The following is a 17,048-nucleotide window of genomic DNA, read 5'->3' as shown; positions in this document are numbered from 1 at the left end:
CACCTTTCGGTCATGGGGTATATCGAGGGTCTGGGTCCAGATAAGCACATAAAGTCAGGACTAACAATAAGCCGAAACTGCCAGCATAATTGGCTATTGACTCCCAACTTCTTCTGAAGTTAGTATTCACCCCAGTGACTCGGGTCACAAGCCGTGGACGGTGGCTGGGCCCGCGTCGATATCGCGTCGCGCGAAGATCGAACAGAACTCAGGAGAACGCATGAGCGTGCAGAAGCTTCAGGACAAAGTCGCAATGGTCTCGGGATCGGGCCGTGGCATCGGGCGGGCCGTAGCCCTCAAACTCGCTTCCGAGGGCGCCAAGGTGGTCGTCAACGACCTCGACCCCGAGCCCGCGAGAGAGGTGGTCGCCGAGATCGAATCACTTGGCGGGCAGGCCGTTGCGTGTGTGGGGAGCGTGACGGACCCGGAGTTCGCCGATCGGTTCGTCGCGGCGGCGGTCGACAACTTTGCCGCCATCGACATCATCGTCAACAACGCCGGATACACCTGGGACAACGTCATCCAGAAGATGACCGATCAGCAGTGGGCCGACATCCTCGACGTCCACTTGACTGCACCATTCCGGATCCTGCGGGCCGCGCAGCCGGTGATCAGCGCGGCGGTCAAGCGCGAACGCGAAACCGGTTCGGTCCCGTGCCGAAAGATCGTGAACATCTCCTCCACATCGGGGCTGCTCGGAAACCCGGGGCAGGCGAATTACTCGTCGGCGAAGGCCGGGATGATCGGTCTCACCAAGACGATTGCCAAGGAATGGGGCCGCTACAACGTCACCTCGAATGCCGTCGCCTACGGCGTGATCAACACCCGGCTGACGTCGGTGACCACCGAGGCCAAGACCATCAAGGTCGAGGACCGCGACATTCGAGTCGGTGTCGATCCGGCTGTGATGGAGGCCGCGACCAAGCAGATCGCCCTTGGCCGTGCGGGCACTGTCGAGGAGGCCGCCGGCGCTGTCTACCTGTTGTGCAGCCCGGAATCGAGCTACATCACCGGCCAGGTCCTCGTCTGCGGTGGCGGGTTGTGACGGACACGCTCGTGGCCACGACTGCGGCGGCAGGCCGCTACGAAGAAGTGGGCTATGACGTCGCCGACGGTGTGGCCGTGGTGACGCTCGACGCCCCGCAGCGGCGAAACGGCATGCGGGTACAGATGCTGGTCGACGTCTTGCACGCGCTCGATCGTGCGGACAACGACCCGAACGTGCGGGCCGTGATCGTCACCGGTGCGGGCCCGGCCTTCTCTGTCGGCGCCGACCTCGACGGCCCCGAAACCCTCACGCGCGCAATTGTAGAGGACGTCGACGGACACACTCCGACGGGCTATCGCGAACCTGCCGGACGCATCAGCGAGCGACTGTTCGCGATGCAGAAGCCGGTGATCGCGGCCCTCAACGGTCACGCAATCGGCGGCGGTGCCACCATCGCCGCCGCGATGGATGTCCGGATCGCCAGTGCTGACGCGCGGTTCGGGTTCGTGTTCAATCGCCGTGGCGTCGTGCCCGAGGGTGCGTCCACATGGTTCCTGCCACGACTGGTGGGTGTGGGCCGTGCGACGGACTGGATTCTGTCGGGGAGGGTCTTCGACGCCGCCGAAGGATATGAGGCCGGCTATCTCACCAAGGTTGTTCCGGCAGACCAGGTGATGACAGCGGCGCGTGAGTACGCGCAGCAGTTCGTCGCCGACACATCACCGACATCGGTCGCGCTGTCCAAGCGCCTACTCGCCTCGTCATGGTTGCATTCGCATCCCGGGCCTGCAGCCGCCGAAGAATCCCGAACCTACGCCGGACGCGTCGACTCGGCAGACGCGTGCGAAGGAGTCATGTCATTCCTGGAGCGTCGGCCGGCTGTTTTCCCTCCACTCGATCCCTCACCAGCACAACGATTCTGACCCATAGGGGTCCAACCGAGGAGAATCATGACAAGCCAACCGTTCACAGTGTGCAAGTATGGCGCCGATGCCGAGGGCACCCACGACTTCGCAGGCATCGACAATTTCAACGAGAGTGTCTACTTCAACTTCGTCGACCCTGTCTCACAACTAGGCGGCCTCGTCCGCATCGGGAACCGGCCGAACCTCGGCTACAGCGAGACCTCGGTGCAACTGACTCTGCCCGGCGGCGCCATTGCGTTCCGTGCCGGCCGCACACCCTGCGACACCAACGACAGTTTCTCGGGCCAGGGGCTCGAGATCACGATCAAAGAACCCACCCGCACCGCGGAGATCAAATACCAAAACTCTGTTGCGCGCGTGACACATCCGTCACTGATGGCTGAGCAAGGCCGGATCGCGCTGAAGAACGCGCCGGCAGAGGAGTGCGAGATCTCCCTCTCGTACACGGCGTCGAGTCCGATGTTCGTCATCAACGGCGACGGCGACGGTGATTGCACACCGGGTAGTTCGACGATCGCGAGCGATCACTACGAGCAGTTCGGTCACCTCTCGGGCACCATCCGGGTCGGCAAGCGCACCTGGGTCCTCGATGAGGTCACCTCGTTCCGTGATCATTCGTGGGGTCCGCGCGAGTGGGCGTCGTTCACCGGCGAATGGGTCGCCGGATGGCTCATGGACGGAACAGCTTTCAGTGCATACGGGGAATACGAGCCGTCGGGCGTGCGCGTCAGTGCCGGTGCGGTTCTGACCACCGACGGAGTCGCCCACCCGATCACCGACTATCGCGTGCTCACCGACTACGCCGGTGAATCCACCTATGCGGGACGCCATACCGGCATCATCTCGGCGGAGGGCTTGCCGACCATCATCGTGGACGGATCCATCCGCCACTTCGTGCCGGTCACCCAACGTACCGAGGACCGCGCGGTTCGGATGGCGCAGATGACGGTCGACCTCGCCGAAGGTCACGGGGGATGGGCAGTGGCCGAGTTCCTTCGTCCCATTCGCGCCTAGTCCTCGAGTCTGTCCCGGGTTCAAGTGCCCCAAGTGATTCCAGTTCATCGATGAGATACCCCGGCGGCCGACCGGGAAACTCTACACAAGTTGCTCCGTGACGCCTACCGGCCCGCCGCGGTTTCTGCAGGCGCCGGATCGCGCAAGAAAAGGATACGAATCCCATGCCACATGAAGTCTTTGTCTACGACGCACTGCGTACCCCACGCGGTCGCGGTCGCGGCGGATCGCTGCACAGCGTCAAGCCGATCTCGCTGGTGGTCGGTCTCCTGGACGCACTGCAAGAGCGCAATCCGAACCTCGACACCGCACGCGTCGACGACCTCGTGCTCGGCTGCGTCAGCCCCCTGCGCGATCAGGGAGCCGACATCGCGCGCATCGCCGCGATCGCCGCCGGATTGCCGGAAACCGTTGCAGGCGTCCAGCTCAACCGGTTCTGTGCCTCCGGACTCGAAGCGGTCAACACCGCGTCGCAGAAGATCGCGTCGGGTTGGGAGACGCTGGTTCTCGCGGGCGGCGTCGAAAGCATGTCGCGGGTGCCGATGGCCTCGGATGGCGGCGCCTGGGCCAACGATCCGGAAACCAACTTCACCACCGGCTTCGTGCCACAGGGCATCGGTGCGGACCTGATAGCCACACTCGAGGGATTCACCCGGGAAGACGTCGACGCCTTCGCTGCGGAATCCCAGCGCCGGGCGGCGGCAGCCTGGGACGAGGGACGCTTCGCGCGTTCTGTTGTTCCGGTGCGCGATCGCAACGGCACCGTCGTCCTCGACCGTGACGAGCACTTCCGGCGTGGCACCACCATCGAAACGCTTGGGAAGCTGAAGCCCGCCTTCACCGGGATCGGTGCAGCCGGGTTCGACGACGTCGCATTGCAGAAGTATCACTGGGTCCCGAAGATCGACCACGTGCACACCGGTGGCAACTCTTCGGGCATCGTCGACGGTGCGGCCATCGTGGCCCTCGGGAACGAGACGGTCGGGCGGGAACTGGGGCTCACGCCGCGCGCCCGGATCGTCGCCGGTGCCGTCAGCGGCTCGGATCCGACCATCATGCTCACCGGACCCGCACCCGCGAGCCGCAAGGCACTGGCCGTCGCCGGTCTGTCGGTCGACGACATCGACATCTTCGAGATCAATGAGGCCTTCTCATCGGTCGCGCTGCGCTTCATGAAAGACCTCGGTATCCCACACGAGAAGGTCAACGTCAACGGTGGTGCCATCGCCCTGGGCCACCCGCTCGGCGCCACCGGCGCGATGCTCATCTCGACCGTCATCGACGAGCTCGAACGTCGTGACGAGCGACGAGCTCTTGTCACCCTTTGCGTCGGCGGTGGCATGGGCATTGCCACCATCGTCGAACGCGTGTGAGTACAGCCCCCGACCCATCGAGAGAATCGTGACCCCCATCGTGAGCACCACTACCGCAACCAAATTCGGCACCATCGACTGGGCCGACCATGAATCCGGTGTCGTCATCCTGACCTTCGACGACCCGAGCCAATCCGTGAACACCATGAGCGCCGCGTGGTCGGAATCGCTGGGCCTGGTCCTCGACCGCCTTGCCGATGCCGCCCCGGTCGGCGTCATCCTCACTTCGGCGAAGAAGACCTTCTTCGCCGGTGGAGACCTCGGCGACCTGCTCGCGACGACCCCCGAGCAGGCCGCCGAGCTCAGCGCTTTCGCCGACGGCGTGAAAGCGATGCTGCGCAGGCTCGAGACCCTTGGGGTCCCGGTCGTCGCTGCGTTGGCGGGCAGTGCCCTGGGCGGCGGTCTGGAGATCGCACTGGCGTGCCATCACCGCCTCGCCGTGGACGATCCGTCGCTGCGGGTCGGGCTGCCAGAGGTCACGCTGGGCCTGCTGCCCGGTGGCGGCGGCGTCGTGCGCACCGTCCGCCTCCTCGGCCTGGACACCGCACTGGATCGAGTTCTGCTGTCCGGCAAGACATACACGCCGCAGCAGGCGCTCGAACTCGGGTTGCTGGACCGGGTGGTGGGCACCGTGGATGCGCTGATTCCCGCCGCGATCGAGTGGATCGGCGCCAACGCCGACGCCGCGCAGCCGTGGGACCGGAAGGAACCGATCCCCGGCGGTACCGCCTACACCCCCGCGATCGAGGCGGTCCTGCCGGCACGAGCTGCGGCGCTGCGCGCGGCGGCACACGGATCGCCCAATCCGGCAAAGGAGAACATCCTGGCCGCAGCCGTCGAGAGCACCCAGGTCGACTTCGAGTCGGCGTCCAAGATCGAGACGCGCTATTTCGTGGATCTCGCCACCGGGCCGATCTCCAAGAACATCATCCAGGGCACGTTCTTCGACAAGCAGACGATCAAGTCCGGCGCGAGCCGTCCCGCCGGATTCGCTCCTCACCGTGCCGAGTTCGTCGCCGTGCTCGGCGCCGGCATGATGGGGGCAGGAATCGCGCTGTCCTGTGCGCTGTCCGGGATGCGTGTCGCACTCAAGGACGTCGACCTGGCTGCGGCGGAACGGGGTAAGGACTACGCGCGCAAGGCGCTGTCTAAGCAGGTTGCAAGGGGTAGCCGAACCGAGGAGAGCGCTACGGTGGTCCTCGACCGCATCACCGCGGTCTCTGCGCCTGCAGATCTCGCCGGTGCTGATCTGGTCATCGAGGCGGTCTTCGAGGATCCCGCGCTAAAGAAGCAGGTGTTCGCCGAGATGCTCGAGTTCGTCGCACCAGACGCAGTTCTGGGCTCCAACACGTCGACGCTGCCGATCACCGAGCTGGCCGACGGCGTTCGGAGCCCCGAGGACTTCATCGGGCTGCATTTTTTCTCGCCCGTCGAGCGGATGGACCTCATCGAGATCATCGTCGGGGACAAGACCAGTGACGCGACCCTGGCGAAAGCCTTCGATATCGCTCTGCAGATGCGCAAGACCCCGATCGTCGTCGGCGACGGTCGTGGATTCTTCACCAGCCGGGTGATCCTGCAGCGCCTGATCGAGGCGGCTGCGATGATCGGTGAGGGCATCGACCCGCATTCCATCGAGCAGGCGTCGCTGCAGGCCGGCTACCCGGTCGGCACGCTCGCGTTGCTCGATGAGCTCACCCTGAGTCTCCCGCTGAAGATTCGCGGACAGTTCCGCGAAGTTGCCGAGCGGACCGGTGCGCCGATGGCCGAGCATCCCGGAGACGCTGTGCTGACCACGATGGTCGAAGAGATCGGCCGGCCGAGTCGTGCTGCGGGAGCGGGTTTCTACGACTACGAGGGCGGCAAACGGCAAACGATCTGGAGCGGCCTCGCCGAGGCGTTCCCGCCCGCATCCGGCGTAGCGAATCTGGCGGATCTGCGTGACCGGTTGCTCTTCTCCGAGGTGCTGGAGACGGTGAGATGCCACGAGAGCGGTGTCCTGCGCTCGGACGCCGATGCCAATGTCGGCTCATTGCTCGGCATCGGATTTCCGACCTGGACCGGCGGAACCACCCAGTTCCTGGCCGGATACCCGGGCGGCACTGCTGCCTTCGTCAAGCGAGCGACCGAACTCGCCGAGACGTACGGTGAACGCTTCGCGCCGCCGGCGTCGCTGCTGGAGCAGGTCGTGCCAGGTCAGGTCGTGACAGATGCGTAGAAACCTCTACACCGCAGAGCACGAGGCGTTCCGCTCCGCGTTCCGTACCTTCCTCGATCGCGAGGCGGTGCCCAACGTCGAGAAGTGGGAGGAGGCCGGGACGGTGGACCGGGCGTTCATCAGCGCCGCGGCGTCCGCCGGGTTCCTGGGTTTCGAGTTCCCCGACACCTATGGCGGACTGGGAATCTCGGACTTCCGCTACAACGCGGTGATGACCGAAGAAGTGGTCGCCTCCGGCATGGCCGGTGACACCTTCAGCATGCAGAACGACATCATCGTTCCGTACCTGCGAGACCTCACCGACGACGCGCAGAAGGCTCGGTGGCTGCCGAAGTTCACCGCCGGGGACTGCGTGACCGCCCTCGCGATGACCGAACCCGGCGCCGGCTCCGACCTGGCGGCGATCCGAACCACCGCACGGCGCGACGGTGACGACCTCGTCATCGACGGCACCAAGACGTTCATCACCAGCGGCGCCACCTGCGACATGGCGATAGTGCTGGTCCGGACCGGTGAAAGAGACGGCCGCGGAACATCATTCGTCGTCGTCGAAGCCGGTACTCAGGGATTCGAGCGGGGACGGCCGATGCACAAGATCGGACGCAAGGCACAGGACACCGCAGAGCTGGTGTTCACCGACTGCCGGGTGCCGGCGTCGAACATCATCGGCGAACCGGGGCGCGGATTCGGATCGGCGATGGTGAACTTGCCGCGAGAACGCATGTCGATCGCCGTGTCCGCGGTGGCATCGGCCGCGCATGCGCTGTCGCTGGCGCTCGATCATGTCCGCGACCGGGTCGCGTTCGGCGGCCCACTGGCGCAATTGCAGTCGGTGCGGATGTCGATCGCCGAGATGCACACCGACGTCGCCGTACTGCAGAACTACGTCGACCAATGCGTGCTGGCACTCGATGCAGGTGAGCTCACCGCAGACGAGGCCGCGGGGGCCAAGTACAAGGCCACCGATCTGCAATGGAACGTCATCGACACAAGCCTGCAGCTGTTCGGCGGATACGGCTACATGGAGGAGTATCCCATCGCACGGATGTGGCGCGACGCACGAATTCAGCGGATCTACGGAGGAGCGAACGAAGTCATGAAGGACCTGGTGGGTCGGGCGGTGGTGGGGCGATGAGCGCACCACTGCAAGGACATGGTGCGCTACCGCTGCGGGGACGGGTGGCACTCGTGACGGGCGGTTCGCGGGGAGCAGGGCGGGCGATCGCCTTGCGACTGGCCCGCGACGGAGCGAGTGTGGCCGTGAACTATCGACGTGATCGTGACGCTGCGGACGAGGTCGTCGACGAGATCGTCGCGGCCGGCGGAACTGCGCATGCATACCAGGCGTCCATCGACGATGCGACTGCCGTCGAGGCGATGGTCGATGCGATCGGAACCGATCTCGGTGTCGTCGATCTGCTGGTCAACAATGCCGGTTCCGCGAGTCGGGGCAACGATGTTGCCTCGACGTCTCGCGACGAGTTCGAGTCTCTGCTGAATGTCCACGCACTGGGACCGATCCGGTTGATCCAGCTCCTGTTGCCGGGTATGCGCAAGGCCGGATCCGCTCCCGGCGGGCGTGGCGACATCGTGATGATCTCCAGTAACTCGACCACGTCGGCCCCACCGAACTCGGCGCCGTACACGATGGCGAAGTCGGCGATGGAGACGTGCATGCGGACACTCGCGCGAGAGGAACTCGACCACCAGATCCACGCGAACATCGTCGCGCCCGGTCTGATTGCGACCGACATGGGACGCCGCCTGGTCTCGGCGGCACGTGGCGCCGACATCGGCGACCTCGACTCGTCGTCGCCGTTCGGCCGGGTCTGCCGGCCCGAAGACGTGGCAGGTGCGGTGGCCTTCCTGGCGTCACCCGACTCGGGCTACGTGACCGGCCAGCGCCTCGTCGTCGACGGTGGCGGCGCGAAGGCGGCATTGTTCTGATGACTGAAACCAGCATGCGGACAGATAATTTCCTCGAAAACCTCACGACCGATCTCGATCGTGCGCTGCACGCGAACGGATCCCTCACCCTGACCGACGTCGACAAACGCGGCGAAGGCAACTCGTGGGAAACCTACCTGGTCACCGCGTCTTGGAACGGAGCGGCCGGTGAAACGAATGCAACGTATGCAGTGAAGCGGCAGCCGATCAGCGGCATCGTGGGGGACTATGACGTCGCCCGGGAAGTCGCACTGCTCGAGGCCGCCGACGCGATCGGCATGCGCGTACCGAAGGTGATCTCACATGACATCGGGACCGAGGGCAACCGCGGCTGGTTTGTCATGGAGAAGGTGAACGGACAGATCCCGATGCCACCCACGGTGTCCCGGATCGTGCCGGATCCACAGACGCGGGAACGCCTGGGACGTGATGTCGCACGCGAGATGGCGCGGCTGCACACCGCCGATCCGCACGCGATGGGGCTGACCGCACTGGGGCCGGTTCCTGACCCCGGGAATACCGGTCGACTCGAGAACGACAAGTGGGCGCAGGTCTACCGCGATGTCGTCGACATCCCGATCCCGATTCTCGACCTCGCCTTCGCCTGGCTCGACCACCGCAGTGATGCCGTCTCCGGACGGGTATCACTGGTTCACAATGACTTCCGGATCGGAAATCTTGTCATCGACGATGGATCCATCACCGGGGTTCTCGACTGGGAGACCGCGCACTTCTCCGACCCGACTGCTGACATCGCCTGGTTTGCGCAGCGGACCTCGAGGGGCCGTTCACCGCTGCTGTGCAAACTGATCGAACTCGAGCCATTTCTCACCGAGTACGAGGGGGCCGGCGGCTGGCGGCCCGATGACGCGGCGCTGAACTGGTGGGCGGTGCAGTCCCTGACCAAGACAGCAGTCGGCTGTCTGCAGGCCGTCGACATCTACTCGCGCGGCGAACGAGACGAACTGCGGTATTCGAATATGGCGCACAGCGTCTACTTCAGTATCGCTTGGCTGGGAAAGATGTTGCGCGACAAAGAATGGGGCCACTGACATGACCGTCTACTCCACCGATCTCACCCAGGTGCTCGCCACCGTTCGTGAAACCCTCGTGCAGCGCGTCGCCCCAGGACTGACCGATGGCGGGGCGCGCCTGGAACTCGGCGCCGTTGTCGAGGCACTGGACAACCTCGCCGAACGGACCTCGTGGGACAGCATCGCACTGGCCGACAGCATCGCGCGGACCGAGGAGTTGGTCGCCGCGCTCGGGCTGACGGCAGCATCGGACGGCACTCTCACCGTTGAGACCCTGCGACAACAGCGCCGCAGGATCTCCGAGCGACTCGCGGACACGTACAGCGCCCCCGGGCAGGTACCCGGAATCGTGGACGCTGTGACCGAGTTCACCGGGCCCGATGTCCGAGTGCAGATCTCGACCGCGATGCGTCACAGTCTGCCGGACTGAACCGCGCCCATGCCTGCAGAAGGGTCACCTATGCGTGTGCACGATCTTCTCGACTATTGGGCGCAGAGGTTCCCCGATGAGGTGTATGTCGACGATGGGGACCGCCGGCTCACGTGGCGCGAGATGCGTGAGGCGACCCTGCAGGTAGGCAACTGGCTTGCCCGGAGGCTGAACCCGGGGGACCGGTTCGCCATGCTCGACCGGAACTCACCGGAGATGGTGGCACTGTACTTCGGCGCCTCGCGTGCGGGCGTCGTGCCCGTGCCCCTGAACTTCCGGCTGGCGCCGGTCGAGTGGCGCTACATCGTCGAGGACGCGCAGTGCCGGCTCGCCGTCGTACACGAAGATTATGCGTCGTCGTTCGGTGGAGTTTTGCCGGACGTCGCGGTGTCGGTGTTGCGAGATGACGCGCCGACGGTCCTGCACTTCGATTCGACTGTCGCGCAGAACTCGACGGAGCCGATCGAGGAGATGGTTTCGACGGACGCGGTCTATCACCAGATGTACACGAGCGGGACCACAGGAAAACCCAAGGGTGCCATGGTGACCCACCATGCGGCCTGCATGAACGCGTGGCAGATCCAGGTGGCGCTCGATTCGAACCGCAAACGCACCTTGTGCGTGATGCCGTTGTTCCATGCCGGTGCGGCACTGCAGATTCTGGCGTACACCGCGGGCGGTTGCTCGATCCGGATCGTGCGGGACTACGACCGTGACACGGTTCTTCGGTTGATGTCGGACTTGCGAATACAATTGCTGACACTCGCGCCGGCGATGATCCAGGACATGGTCGGCAGTACGCCGGTACACGAACTCGACTTCAGTGCGCTGGACCTGCTGGTGTACGGCTCCGCGCCGATGGCCGGCGAGGTGGTACAGAAGGCGATGGCTGTCTTCGGCTGTGAGTTCGCGCAGGCGTACGGGATGACCGAATGTTGCGCTGTGGCGACGATCCTGGCCCCAGAGGACCATCGTCGGGCGCTGCGGGACGACCGGAGGATCCTGACGTCCGCGGGGAGGGCGGTGTTCGGTTCGGCGGTGAAGGTCATGCGCGCTGACGGAACAGACGGTCAGGTGGGAGAGGTCGGGGAGATTCTCGTTCGTGGGCCGCAGGTGATGAGTGGCTACTGGGGGCTGCCAGAGGACACCGGGTCGACGCTGGTCGACGGTTGGCTGTGCACCGGCGACGCCGGATACATCGATGCCGAGGGTTTTCTCTACATTTCTGACCGGGTGAAGGACATGATCATCTCGGGTGGTGAGAACATCTACCCGCGTGAGATCGAAGAGGTTCTGTTCGGGATGGACGGTGTCGCCGATGTCGCCGTGATCGGCGTACCGAGTCAGCGGTGGGGTGAGAGCCCGATCGCGATCGTGGTCCGGGCCGCGGGTGCAGAGGTGTCGGCCTCCGACGTCGTGTCTCATTGCCGCGAACGCCTCGCCCGTTACAAATGTCCGGTAGAGGTCGTGTTTGTGGATGCGCTGCCGCGCAGTACAACTGGAAAGATTCTGAAACGCGAGCTGCGGGAGCCGTACTGGGGCGGCGCGTCGTTGATGTGACACCGGCCGCCGGTTGAAGGGGTTCCCTTCAACCGGCGGCCGGAGGCGTATCTGTCCTAGCCGCGTGCCTTCTCCACAAAGTCCTCGGGTCGCGGTTGTGCGGTACGAGCCCAGTACTCGTTGACCGGCCACGGCGAGTTCGTCACCACCCGACCACTGGAGTTGCGGTAGTAGCTGCTGACCCCATCCATGGCATAGACCATGGCGTCGTTGGCAGCGTCGAGTTCGGCGTTGTACTGCTCATACGGCTCGGCCCGGCACTCGATCGACGACAGGTCGTCGGTCACCAACCGTGCAATCGATTCGACGACGTAACGCACCTGGGCCTCGGCGATGGTGATGTAGCTACCGCCGGGAGGATTGGTGTTGGGGCCGTAGAGGAAGAAGAGATTTGGGAACCCGGGTGTGGTGATGCCCAGATAAGCCCGTCCGTCATCGTCGGTCCAGCTCTCGCGCAACGACGTTCCCTCGCGGCCCCGGATCTCCATCGGGTACAGGTACCGCTGCTGCTGGAAGCCGGTGCACAGGATGAGCACGTCGACCTCTCGTTCTTCGCCCTCGGCCGTGACGATCCCGGTCGGTGTCAACCGTTCCACCCGATCGGTGAGCAACTCGACGTTGGGCTTGCGCAGCGTCGTGAACCAGCCGTTGTCGATGAGCAGGCGCTTGCCGAACGGTGGGTAGTCGGGCAGGGTGCGACGGACCAGGTCCTCGTCATTTCCGAGCTGCTGCGTGAGGTAGGCCGTAAAGTGCGCGCGGTAGGCGTCGTTGAGGGAACTGACGAGTTTTCCCTTTTCCTCCCGCTTCGGGTCCACTGGCAGTGCGGCGTACGTGCGTTCGGTGTAGAGCCAGTACAGGCGGAACCGATACCAGCCGCGGTAGAACGGAATGTTGTCGTAGAGCCAGTGTTTCGTCGCGTCGGACTGCTCGAAGTAGTGCTCGTTGGGTGCGATCCACTGTGGCTGCCGTTGCAGCACGGTCATCGACTCCACCCGGTCGGCGATCGCCACCACCAACTGCATTGCGCTGGCACCGCTGCCGACGACGGCGACCCGCTTGCCGGTCAGGTCCAGTCCCTCCGGCCATTCCGCGGAGTGCACGATCTGGCCGGTGAAGTCCGCCGCCCCCTGGAAGTCGGGAACGAGGGGTACAGAATGCAGCCCGGCGGCCGTCACCAATGCGGTCGCCCGCAACTCCTGCGTCGCGCCGTCGGGGCCGGTGACAGTGAGGACCCAGAGCTGTTCTTCGTCGTTCCAGGTTGCTGTGTCAACGGAATGCCCGAGCCGGATCTGGTCGGTCACACCGTATTCGTCGGCGACGTCAGAGACGTAGGAAAAGATCTCGTCGCGGCGGGCGAAGTACTCCGACCAGTTCTTCGGGCGGAACGAGAACGAGTAGAGGTCACTCGGAATATCCACGCGCGCGCCGGGGTAACGATTGGACCACCACGTTCCGCCGATGTGGGAGTTGCGCTCCAGAATGGTGTAGGGGATGCCGGCCTTCTCCAGATTGATCGCACAGGTCAGCCCGGATACGCCTGCCCCGACGATCGCCACGCCGAAATCGGCTCGTGAGGAAGAGATCTGGTCACCGACATCGGCGGGGAGGTACGGACTGAAGCCGAGCTGCTCGGCGATCATCGGCGCATAGTCCTGCGAGATCGACTCGCCCATGACGGTACTCATCAGCCGGGCGAGGTCGGAGCCGGTCGGTGCCGCATGGGTCACGGGTTTGCCGTTGCACCAGTCGAGTACGGCATCGGTGACGGCATCGCGGATCTCGGCCTGCGCCTGCGCAGGGAGTCCGCCGTCGTTGAGCTCCTCGAATCCCTTGGGCGCGGCGGGACGGTAGGGGGCATCGAGCCACTTCTCTTCGCCGGTGAGCTGATACAGGACAGGTATCAGGCACCCGATGTTGCCGGCGTCGACGGCATTGCGCACGGTCGCACGGTCGAGGGCGGGATTCGGTAGGACGGTGGGGTTCATGGGTCTGCTTCCGATGATGGTTGAGGGTCAGGGAACGAAATTGGTCGATGACAGCGAGCCGCTCCGTTGTGTGTTGGTCAATCGTCCGGCGACGTTCTGGCGATCCTGCCGCGCGCTCGATGTCTCCGGAGAAGTCCGGTTGAAAGTCGTGTTAATGCTAACTATGCGAGCCGAAGAAGGTCAATGGTCATTCACCTGGCAAAAAGTGCATTGACATTAATGCTCACTATGTTACCTTACTCACACCACGGTGTGACCGAGTCGAGATCGCGGGTCCTCGTGAGATTCAAGGAGAGCGGTCGCGTTCCATTCCACCGAATGATGGCGCCACCGGACCAACATCCGCATGAAAGGCATGAACATGACTGAGACCCTGAGCCCGGAGACCCTCCCCACGCCGTCGAAGGAAGCCGACTACCTTCAGCGTGCGCGCTCTATCGCATCGCTGATCAGAGAGGAAGCGGCGGCGATCGAACGTGACCGGACGATCACCAAGCCCGTTGCCGACGCATTCGTCGAGCTCGGACTCCACGGCATGCTTGTCCCCGAGGAACTCGGCGGTGGCGGACTGCTGCCCAGTGAGGGCATGCGGGTCTTCGAAGAGGTCACCAAGGCCGACGCCTCCGTTGGTTGGGCCTGGATGGCCAGCGAATGGGGCACCTCCGGAGTGCTCGGTTATCTTCCGCCCCAGACCGCCGCGGAATTGACCAGCGGGGACGAGAAGTTCATTGCCGCAGGCCAGTTGCTGCCGCGCCACCCCGGCATCGAGGTCGAAGGTGGCTACATCATCGACGGGGACTACTCGTTCGCCAGTGGCTCGGACCACGCGACCTGGATCGGTGCAGGCTTCTTCGTCGCCGACTCCGATGGCAAGCCGATTCTCGGGGAGAACGGCCAGCCGCAGGCCCGTATCGCTTTGCTGCCCAGGGACAAGGTCGAGTTCTCCAAGAATTGGGATGTCTGGGGTCTGGCGGGCACCGGCAGCCATGACTACCGGGTGACCAAGCAGTTCGTGCCTGCCGAACACACCACCCCGACGTTCGGCGGTACCGCGACTCGCTCGGAGGTCATGTACAAGCTGACCAACGAGTTCGCCGGTGGTTTGCCCCACGCGCCGATTGCGCTCGGAATCGCCTCGCGGGCATTGGAATTGGTGGCCGAGTTGACCACCGGAAAAATGCGCCCGAACTACACCGTTCCGGTGGGCGAGGCCGACTTCTTCCGGATCGACTTCGCTCGCAAAGAAGCAGAGCTTCAGGCCGCTCGCCTCTACACCTACGAGGTCACCCGCTCGGCGGAAGCTGCGGTCGCTGCGGGTGAACCCATCACACCCGAACACATCGCGCGGGTGTCGCAGATGCTCGCCTGGGTTCACGAGGTGGCACTCGGTGTCGTCGAGTTCTCCCACCGTTGGGCAGGCACCAAGAGCATCGGCTCCACCAGCACCCTGGGCCGTTATGTTCGGGACATGCACGTGGCGACCCAGCATCTGCTCGTGGACCCGAAGATGCTGGTCGATTCCGCGGGTGTCCTGCTGCCGATCTATGCGAGCGCGCAGGACTGAAGAAGAGTTGGCAAGCCGGCCGCACCTCCGATAGGGGTGCGGCCGGCGTTTTCTGGCCTGCGGGCCCACAAGTTGGAGAGGTACCTTTCGATGGGGCACTACAAAAGCAACCTGCGCGACGTGGAGTTCAATCTGTTCGAACTGCTCGGCCGCGACGCCGTTCTCGGAACCGGACCGTTTGCCGAGGTCGACGTCGAGACTGCCAAAGTCGCTCTACGCGAGGTCGATCGTCTTGCGCGCGAGATCCTGTCCGAATCGTTCGAGGACTCCGATCGCGCCGCGACGGTGTTCGATCCGGTCGCTCACACCGTGACGGTCCCGGCGTCATACGCGGCGACGTACAAGACCTGGATGGGCGCGCAGTGGTGGCGGTTGCGCGTTCTCCCCGAACTCGGTGGCACCGCTGCGCCGAGTTCCCTCAACTGGGCACTCGCCGAGTTCGTCCTGGGGGCACATCCGACCCTCTGGACCTACGTCGGGTTCCCGACGGCCACCCGCGTCGTGTATCGGCGTGGGAACGATCGCGACAAGAGGATCGCACAGATCGTGGCGGAGAAGGGTTGGGGCTCAACGATGATGCTGACCGAGCCCGACGCCGGCTCCGATGTCGGAGCCGCACGCACGAGGGCCACGCGCAACGACGACGGGACGTGGAACATCGAAGGCGTCAAGCGGTTCATCACCGCCGGCGAGCATGACCTCGCGGACAACATCCTGCATCTGGTCCTCGCGCGACCGGCCGGCGTCGACGGTGCAGGTGGTGCCGGCACCAAGGGGCTCAGTCTCTTCCTGGTCCCGAAGTATCACTTCGATGTGGAGACCGGTGAGCTCACCGGCGAACGCAACGGTGTCTACGTCACCGGCGTCGAGAAGAAGATGGGCGTGAAGGTATCAGCGACCTGTGAGATGACGCTCGGCGACAAGGTACCCGCCCGTGGATGGCTGCTCGGTGATGTTCACGACGGCATCGGCCAGATGTTCGATGTCATCGAGGATGCGCGAATGATGGTGGGCAGTAAAGCGATCGCGACGCTGTCGACCGGCTATCTCAATGCACTCGCGTATGCAAAGGTGCGCGTGCAGGGGGCTGACATGACCCGGACCGCTGATCGGGATGCCCCCCGGGTCCCCATCACCGCGCATCCCGACATTCGGCGGTCGCTGCTGACCCAGAAGTCATATGCCGAAGGAATGCGTTCGCTGGTGTTGTACACCGCATCCTGGCAGGACGAGATCGCTGCGGGTGCTGCCGCCGGAACCGACACCGAACTCGCCGAGGCCGTCAACGACCTCCTCCTCCCGATCGTGAAAGGCTATGGTTCCGAACGCTCGTGGACCGTACTGGGGACGGAGTCGCTGCAGACGTTCGGCGGATCCGGATACCTGCAGGACTACCCGATCGAGCAGTACGTGCGGGACGCCAAGATCGACACCGTGTACGAAGGCACGACGGCAATCCAGGCGCAGGACCTCTTTTTCCGCAAGATCGCCAGAAACAGAGGCGTGGCACTCGGTCACCTGCTGGCCGAGATCACGTCGTTCACCGATGCTTCCACGGGTGGAGGCGATCTCGACGCGGAGAAAGCCCTCCTGCGGGAAGCGGTACGCGGCGTCGAGACGATCGTTGCGAAGATGACCGCCGACCTCATGGCGTCCGATTCGAAAGTCGACGGGGGGCGGGCGGAGAACGTCTACAAGGTCGGGCTCAACACAACCAGGTTGATGTACGTTCTCGGTGACGTCGTGGTGGCTTGGCTCTTGCTGCGTAGTGCTGTGATCGCACTCGAGGCGCTCGATGCCGGCCCCACGCAGGCCGACAAGGCCTTCTATGAGGGCAAGGTGGCGGCGGCGAAATTTTTCGCGCACAATGTTCTTCCACTCGTTCCGGCGCACGTCCGGATCGCCACCGAAGTCGATGATTCGGTGATGAGCCTGTCGGAAGAGGCGTTCTAGCGTTCACCGGGACCGACCGGCGCAGGACCGATCACGCCCGAGTCGCAAGACTCGGG

13 protein-coding genes are annotated in these 17,048 nt (G+C 64.4%); 12 read left to right on the top strand and 1 reads right to left on the bottom strand.

Annotated features, from left to right (window positions below; translation table 11 throughout):
- Nucleotides 1-220: 220 nt before the first annotated feature.
- From AC51GR_RS18050 to AC51GR_RS18005, 10 genes are all read left to right on the top strand, one after another.
- Nucleotides 221-1,045 (top strand): SDR family NAD(P)-dependent oxidoreductase, encoded by an 825-nt coding sequence (locus tag AC51GR_RS18050; RefSeq protein ID WP_496326027.1) that lies wholly within the window; start codon nucleotides 221-223, stop codon nucleotides 1,043-1,045.
- Nucleotides 1,042-1,911: an enoyl-CoA hydratase-related protein gene (locus AC51GR_RS18045; protein ID WP_496326026.1), complete on the top strand. Its 870-nt coding sequence runs from the start codon at nucleotides 1,042-1,044 to the stop codon at nucleotides 1,909-1,911. The genes AC51GR_RS18050 and AC51GR_RS18045 overlap by 4 nt, the downstream gene beginning before the upstream one ends.
- Nucleotides 1,912-1,938: 27 nt before the next feature.
- Entirely contained in the window at nucleotides 1,939-2,928 is a 990-nt protein-coding gene (locus AC51GR_RS18040) for a DUF7064 domain-containing protein (protein ID WP_496326025.1), read from the top strand.
- A gap of 164 nt (nucleotides 2,929-3,092) precedes the next feature.
- The gene (locus AC51GR_RS18035) at nucleotides 3,093-4,301 is read left to right on the top strand and encodes an acetyl-CoA C-acetyltransferase (RefSeq protein WP_496326024.1); all 1,209 of its coding nucleotides are present in this window, start codon (nucleotides 3,093-3,095) and stop codon (nucleotides 4,299-4,301) included.
- 40 nt (nucleotides 4,302-4,341) lie between these two features.
- A complete protein-coding gene (locus AC51GR_RS18030) occupies nucleotides 4,342-6,519 on the top strand; it encodes a 3-hydroxyacyl-CoA dehydrogenase NAD-binding domain-containing protein (RefSeq protein ID WP_496326023.1) in 2,178 nt (725 codons plus the stop codon).
- Nucleotides 6,512-7,654, top strand: coding sequence for an acyl-CoA dehydrogenase family protein (locus AC51GR_RS18025; protein WP_496326022.1), 1,143 nt, complete (start codon nucleotides 6,512-6,514; stop codon nucleotides 7,652-7,654). Before AC51GR_RS18030 ends, AC51GR_RS18025 begins: the two co-directional genes overlap by 8 nt.
- Nucleotides 7,651-8,466: an SDR family NAD(P)-dependent oxidoreductase gene (locus AC51GR_RS18020; protein WP_496326021.1), complete on the top strand. Its 816-nt coding sequence runs from the start codon at nucleotides 7,651-7,653 to the stop codon at nucleotides 8,464-8,466. Before AC51GR_RS18025 ends, AC51GR_RS18020 begins: the two co-directional genes overlap by 4 nt.
- On the top strand, nucleotides 8,466-9,518 hold the full coding sequence (locus AC51GR_RS18015; protein WP_496326020.1) for a phosphotransferase family protein: 1,053 nt from the start codon (nucleotides 8,466-8,468) through the stop codon (nucleotides 9,516-9,518). Before AC51GR_RS18020 ends, AC51GR_RS18015 begins: the two co-directional genes overlap by 1 nt.
- Nucleotide 9,519: 1 nt before the next feature.
- A complete protein-coding gene (locus AC51GR_RS18010; RefSeq protein ID WP_496326019.1) occupies nucleotides 9,520-9,930 on the top strand; it encodes a hypothetical protein in 411 nt (136 codons plus the stop codon).
- Between the two features lie 30 nt (nucleotides 9,931-9,960).
- Complete coding sequence (locus AC51GR_RS18005) at nucleotides 9,961-11,490, top strand: long-chain-fatty-acid--CoA ligase (protein ID WP_496326018.1); 1,530 nt, start codon at nucleotides 9,961-9,963, stop codon at nucleotides 11,488-11,490.
- Nucleotides 11,491-11,546: 56 nt separating this feature from the next.
- Here AC51GR_RS18005 and AC51GR_RS18000 read toward each other — a convergent pair whose 3' ends face one another.
- Nucleotides 11,547-13,475: a flavin-containing monooxygenase gene (locus tag AC51GR_RS18000; RefSeq protein WP_496326017.1), complete on the bottom strand. Its 1,929-nt coding sequence runs from the start codon at nucleotides 13,473-13,475 to the stop codon at nucleotides 11,547-11,549.
- A 361-nt stretch (nucleotides 13,476-13,836) separates the two neighbouring features.
- Here AC51GR_RS18000 and AC51GR_RS17995 point away from each other — a divergent pair, with 361 nt between their 5' ends.
- Together AC51GR_RS17995 and AC51GR_RS17990 are read left to right on the top strand one after the other, a co-directional pair.
- A complete protein-coding gene (locus tag AC51GR_RS17995) occupies nucleotides 13,837-15,039 on the top strand; it encodes an acyl-CoA dehydrogenase family protein (RefSeq protein ID WP_496326016.1) in 1,203 nt (400 codons plus the stop codon).
- A gap of 90 nt (nucleotides 15,040-15,129) precedes the next feature.
- Nucleotides 15,130-16,992: an acyl-CoA dehydrogenase gene (locus tag AC51GR_RS17990; RefSeq protein ID WP_496326015.1), complete on the top strand. Its 1,863-nt coding sequence runs from the start codon at nucleotides 15,130-15,132 to the stop codon at nucleotides 16,990-16,992.
- Nucleotides 16,993-17,048: the final 56 nt, after the last annotated feature.

This window comes from Williamsia sp. z71, from assembly GCF_059553375.1.
Note: the sequence above shows the minus strand (reverse complement) of the source record. Positions and strands in the feature narration are given on the sequence as shown.

Excerpts from the sequence above, each read along its gene's own strand:
- AC51GR_RS18005 (WP_496326018.1), top strand. The coding sequence starts at position 9,961 with ATGCGTGTGCACGATCTTCTCGACTATTGGGCGCAGAGGTTCCCCGAT.
- AC51GR_RS18040 (WP_496326025.1), top strand. The coding sequence starts at position 1,939 with ATGACAAGCCAACCGTTCACAGTGTGCAAGTATGGCGCCGATGCCGAG.
- AC51GR_RS18050 (WP_496326027.1), top strand. The coding sequence starts at position 221 with ATGAGCGTGCAGAAGCTTCAGGACAAAGTCGCAATGGTCTCGGGATCG.
- AC51GR_RS18010 (WP_496326019.1), top strand. The coding sequence starts at position 9,520 with ATGACCGTCTACTCCACCGATCTCACCCAGGTGCTCGCCACCGTTCGT.
- AC51GR_RS18000 (WP_496326017.1), bottom strand. The coding sequence starts at position 13,475 with ATGAACCCCACCGTCCTACCGAATCCCGCCCTCGACCGTGCGACCGTG.
- AC51GR_RS17995 (WP_496326016.1), top strand. The coding sequence starts at position 13,837 with ATGACTGAGACCCTGAGCCCGGAGACCCTCCCCACGCCGTCGAAGGAA.
- AC51GR_RS18015 (WP_496326020.1), top strand. The coding sequence starts at position 8,466 with ATGACTGAAACCAGCATGCGGACAGATAATTTCCTCGAAAACCTCACG.
- AC51GR_RS17990 (WP_496326015.1), top strand. The coding sequence starts at position 15,130 with ATGGGGCACTACAAAAGCAACCTGCGCGACGTGGAGTTCAATCTGTTC.
- AC51GR_RS18020 (WP_496326021.1), top strand. The coding sequence starts at position 7,651 with ATGAGCGCACCACTGCAAGGACATGGTGCGCTACCGCTGCGGGGACGG.
- AC51GR_RS18035 (WP_496326024.1), top strand. The coding sequence starts at position 3,093 with ATGCCACATGAAGTCTTTGTCTACGACGCACTGCGTACCCCACGCGGT.
- AC51GR_RS18025 (WP_496326022.1), top strand. The coding sequence starts at position 6,512 with ATGCGTAGAAACCTCTACACCGCAGAGCACGAGGCGTTCCGCTCCGCG.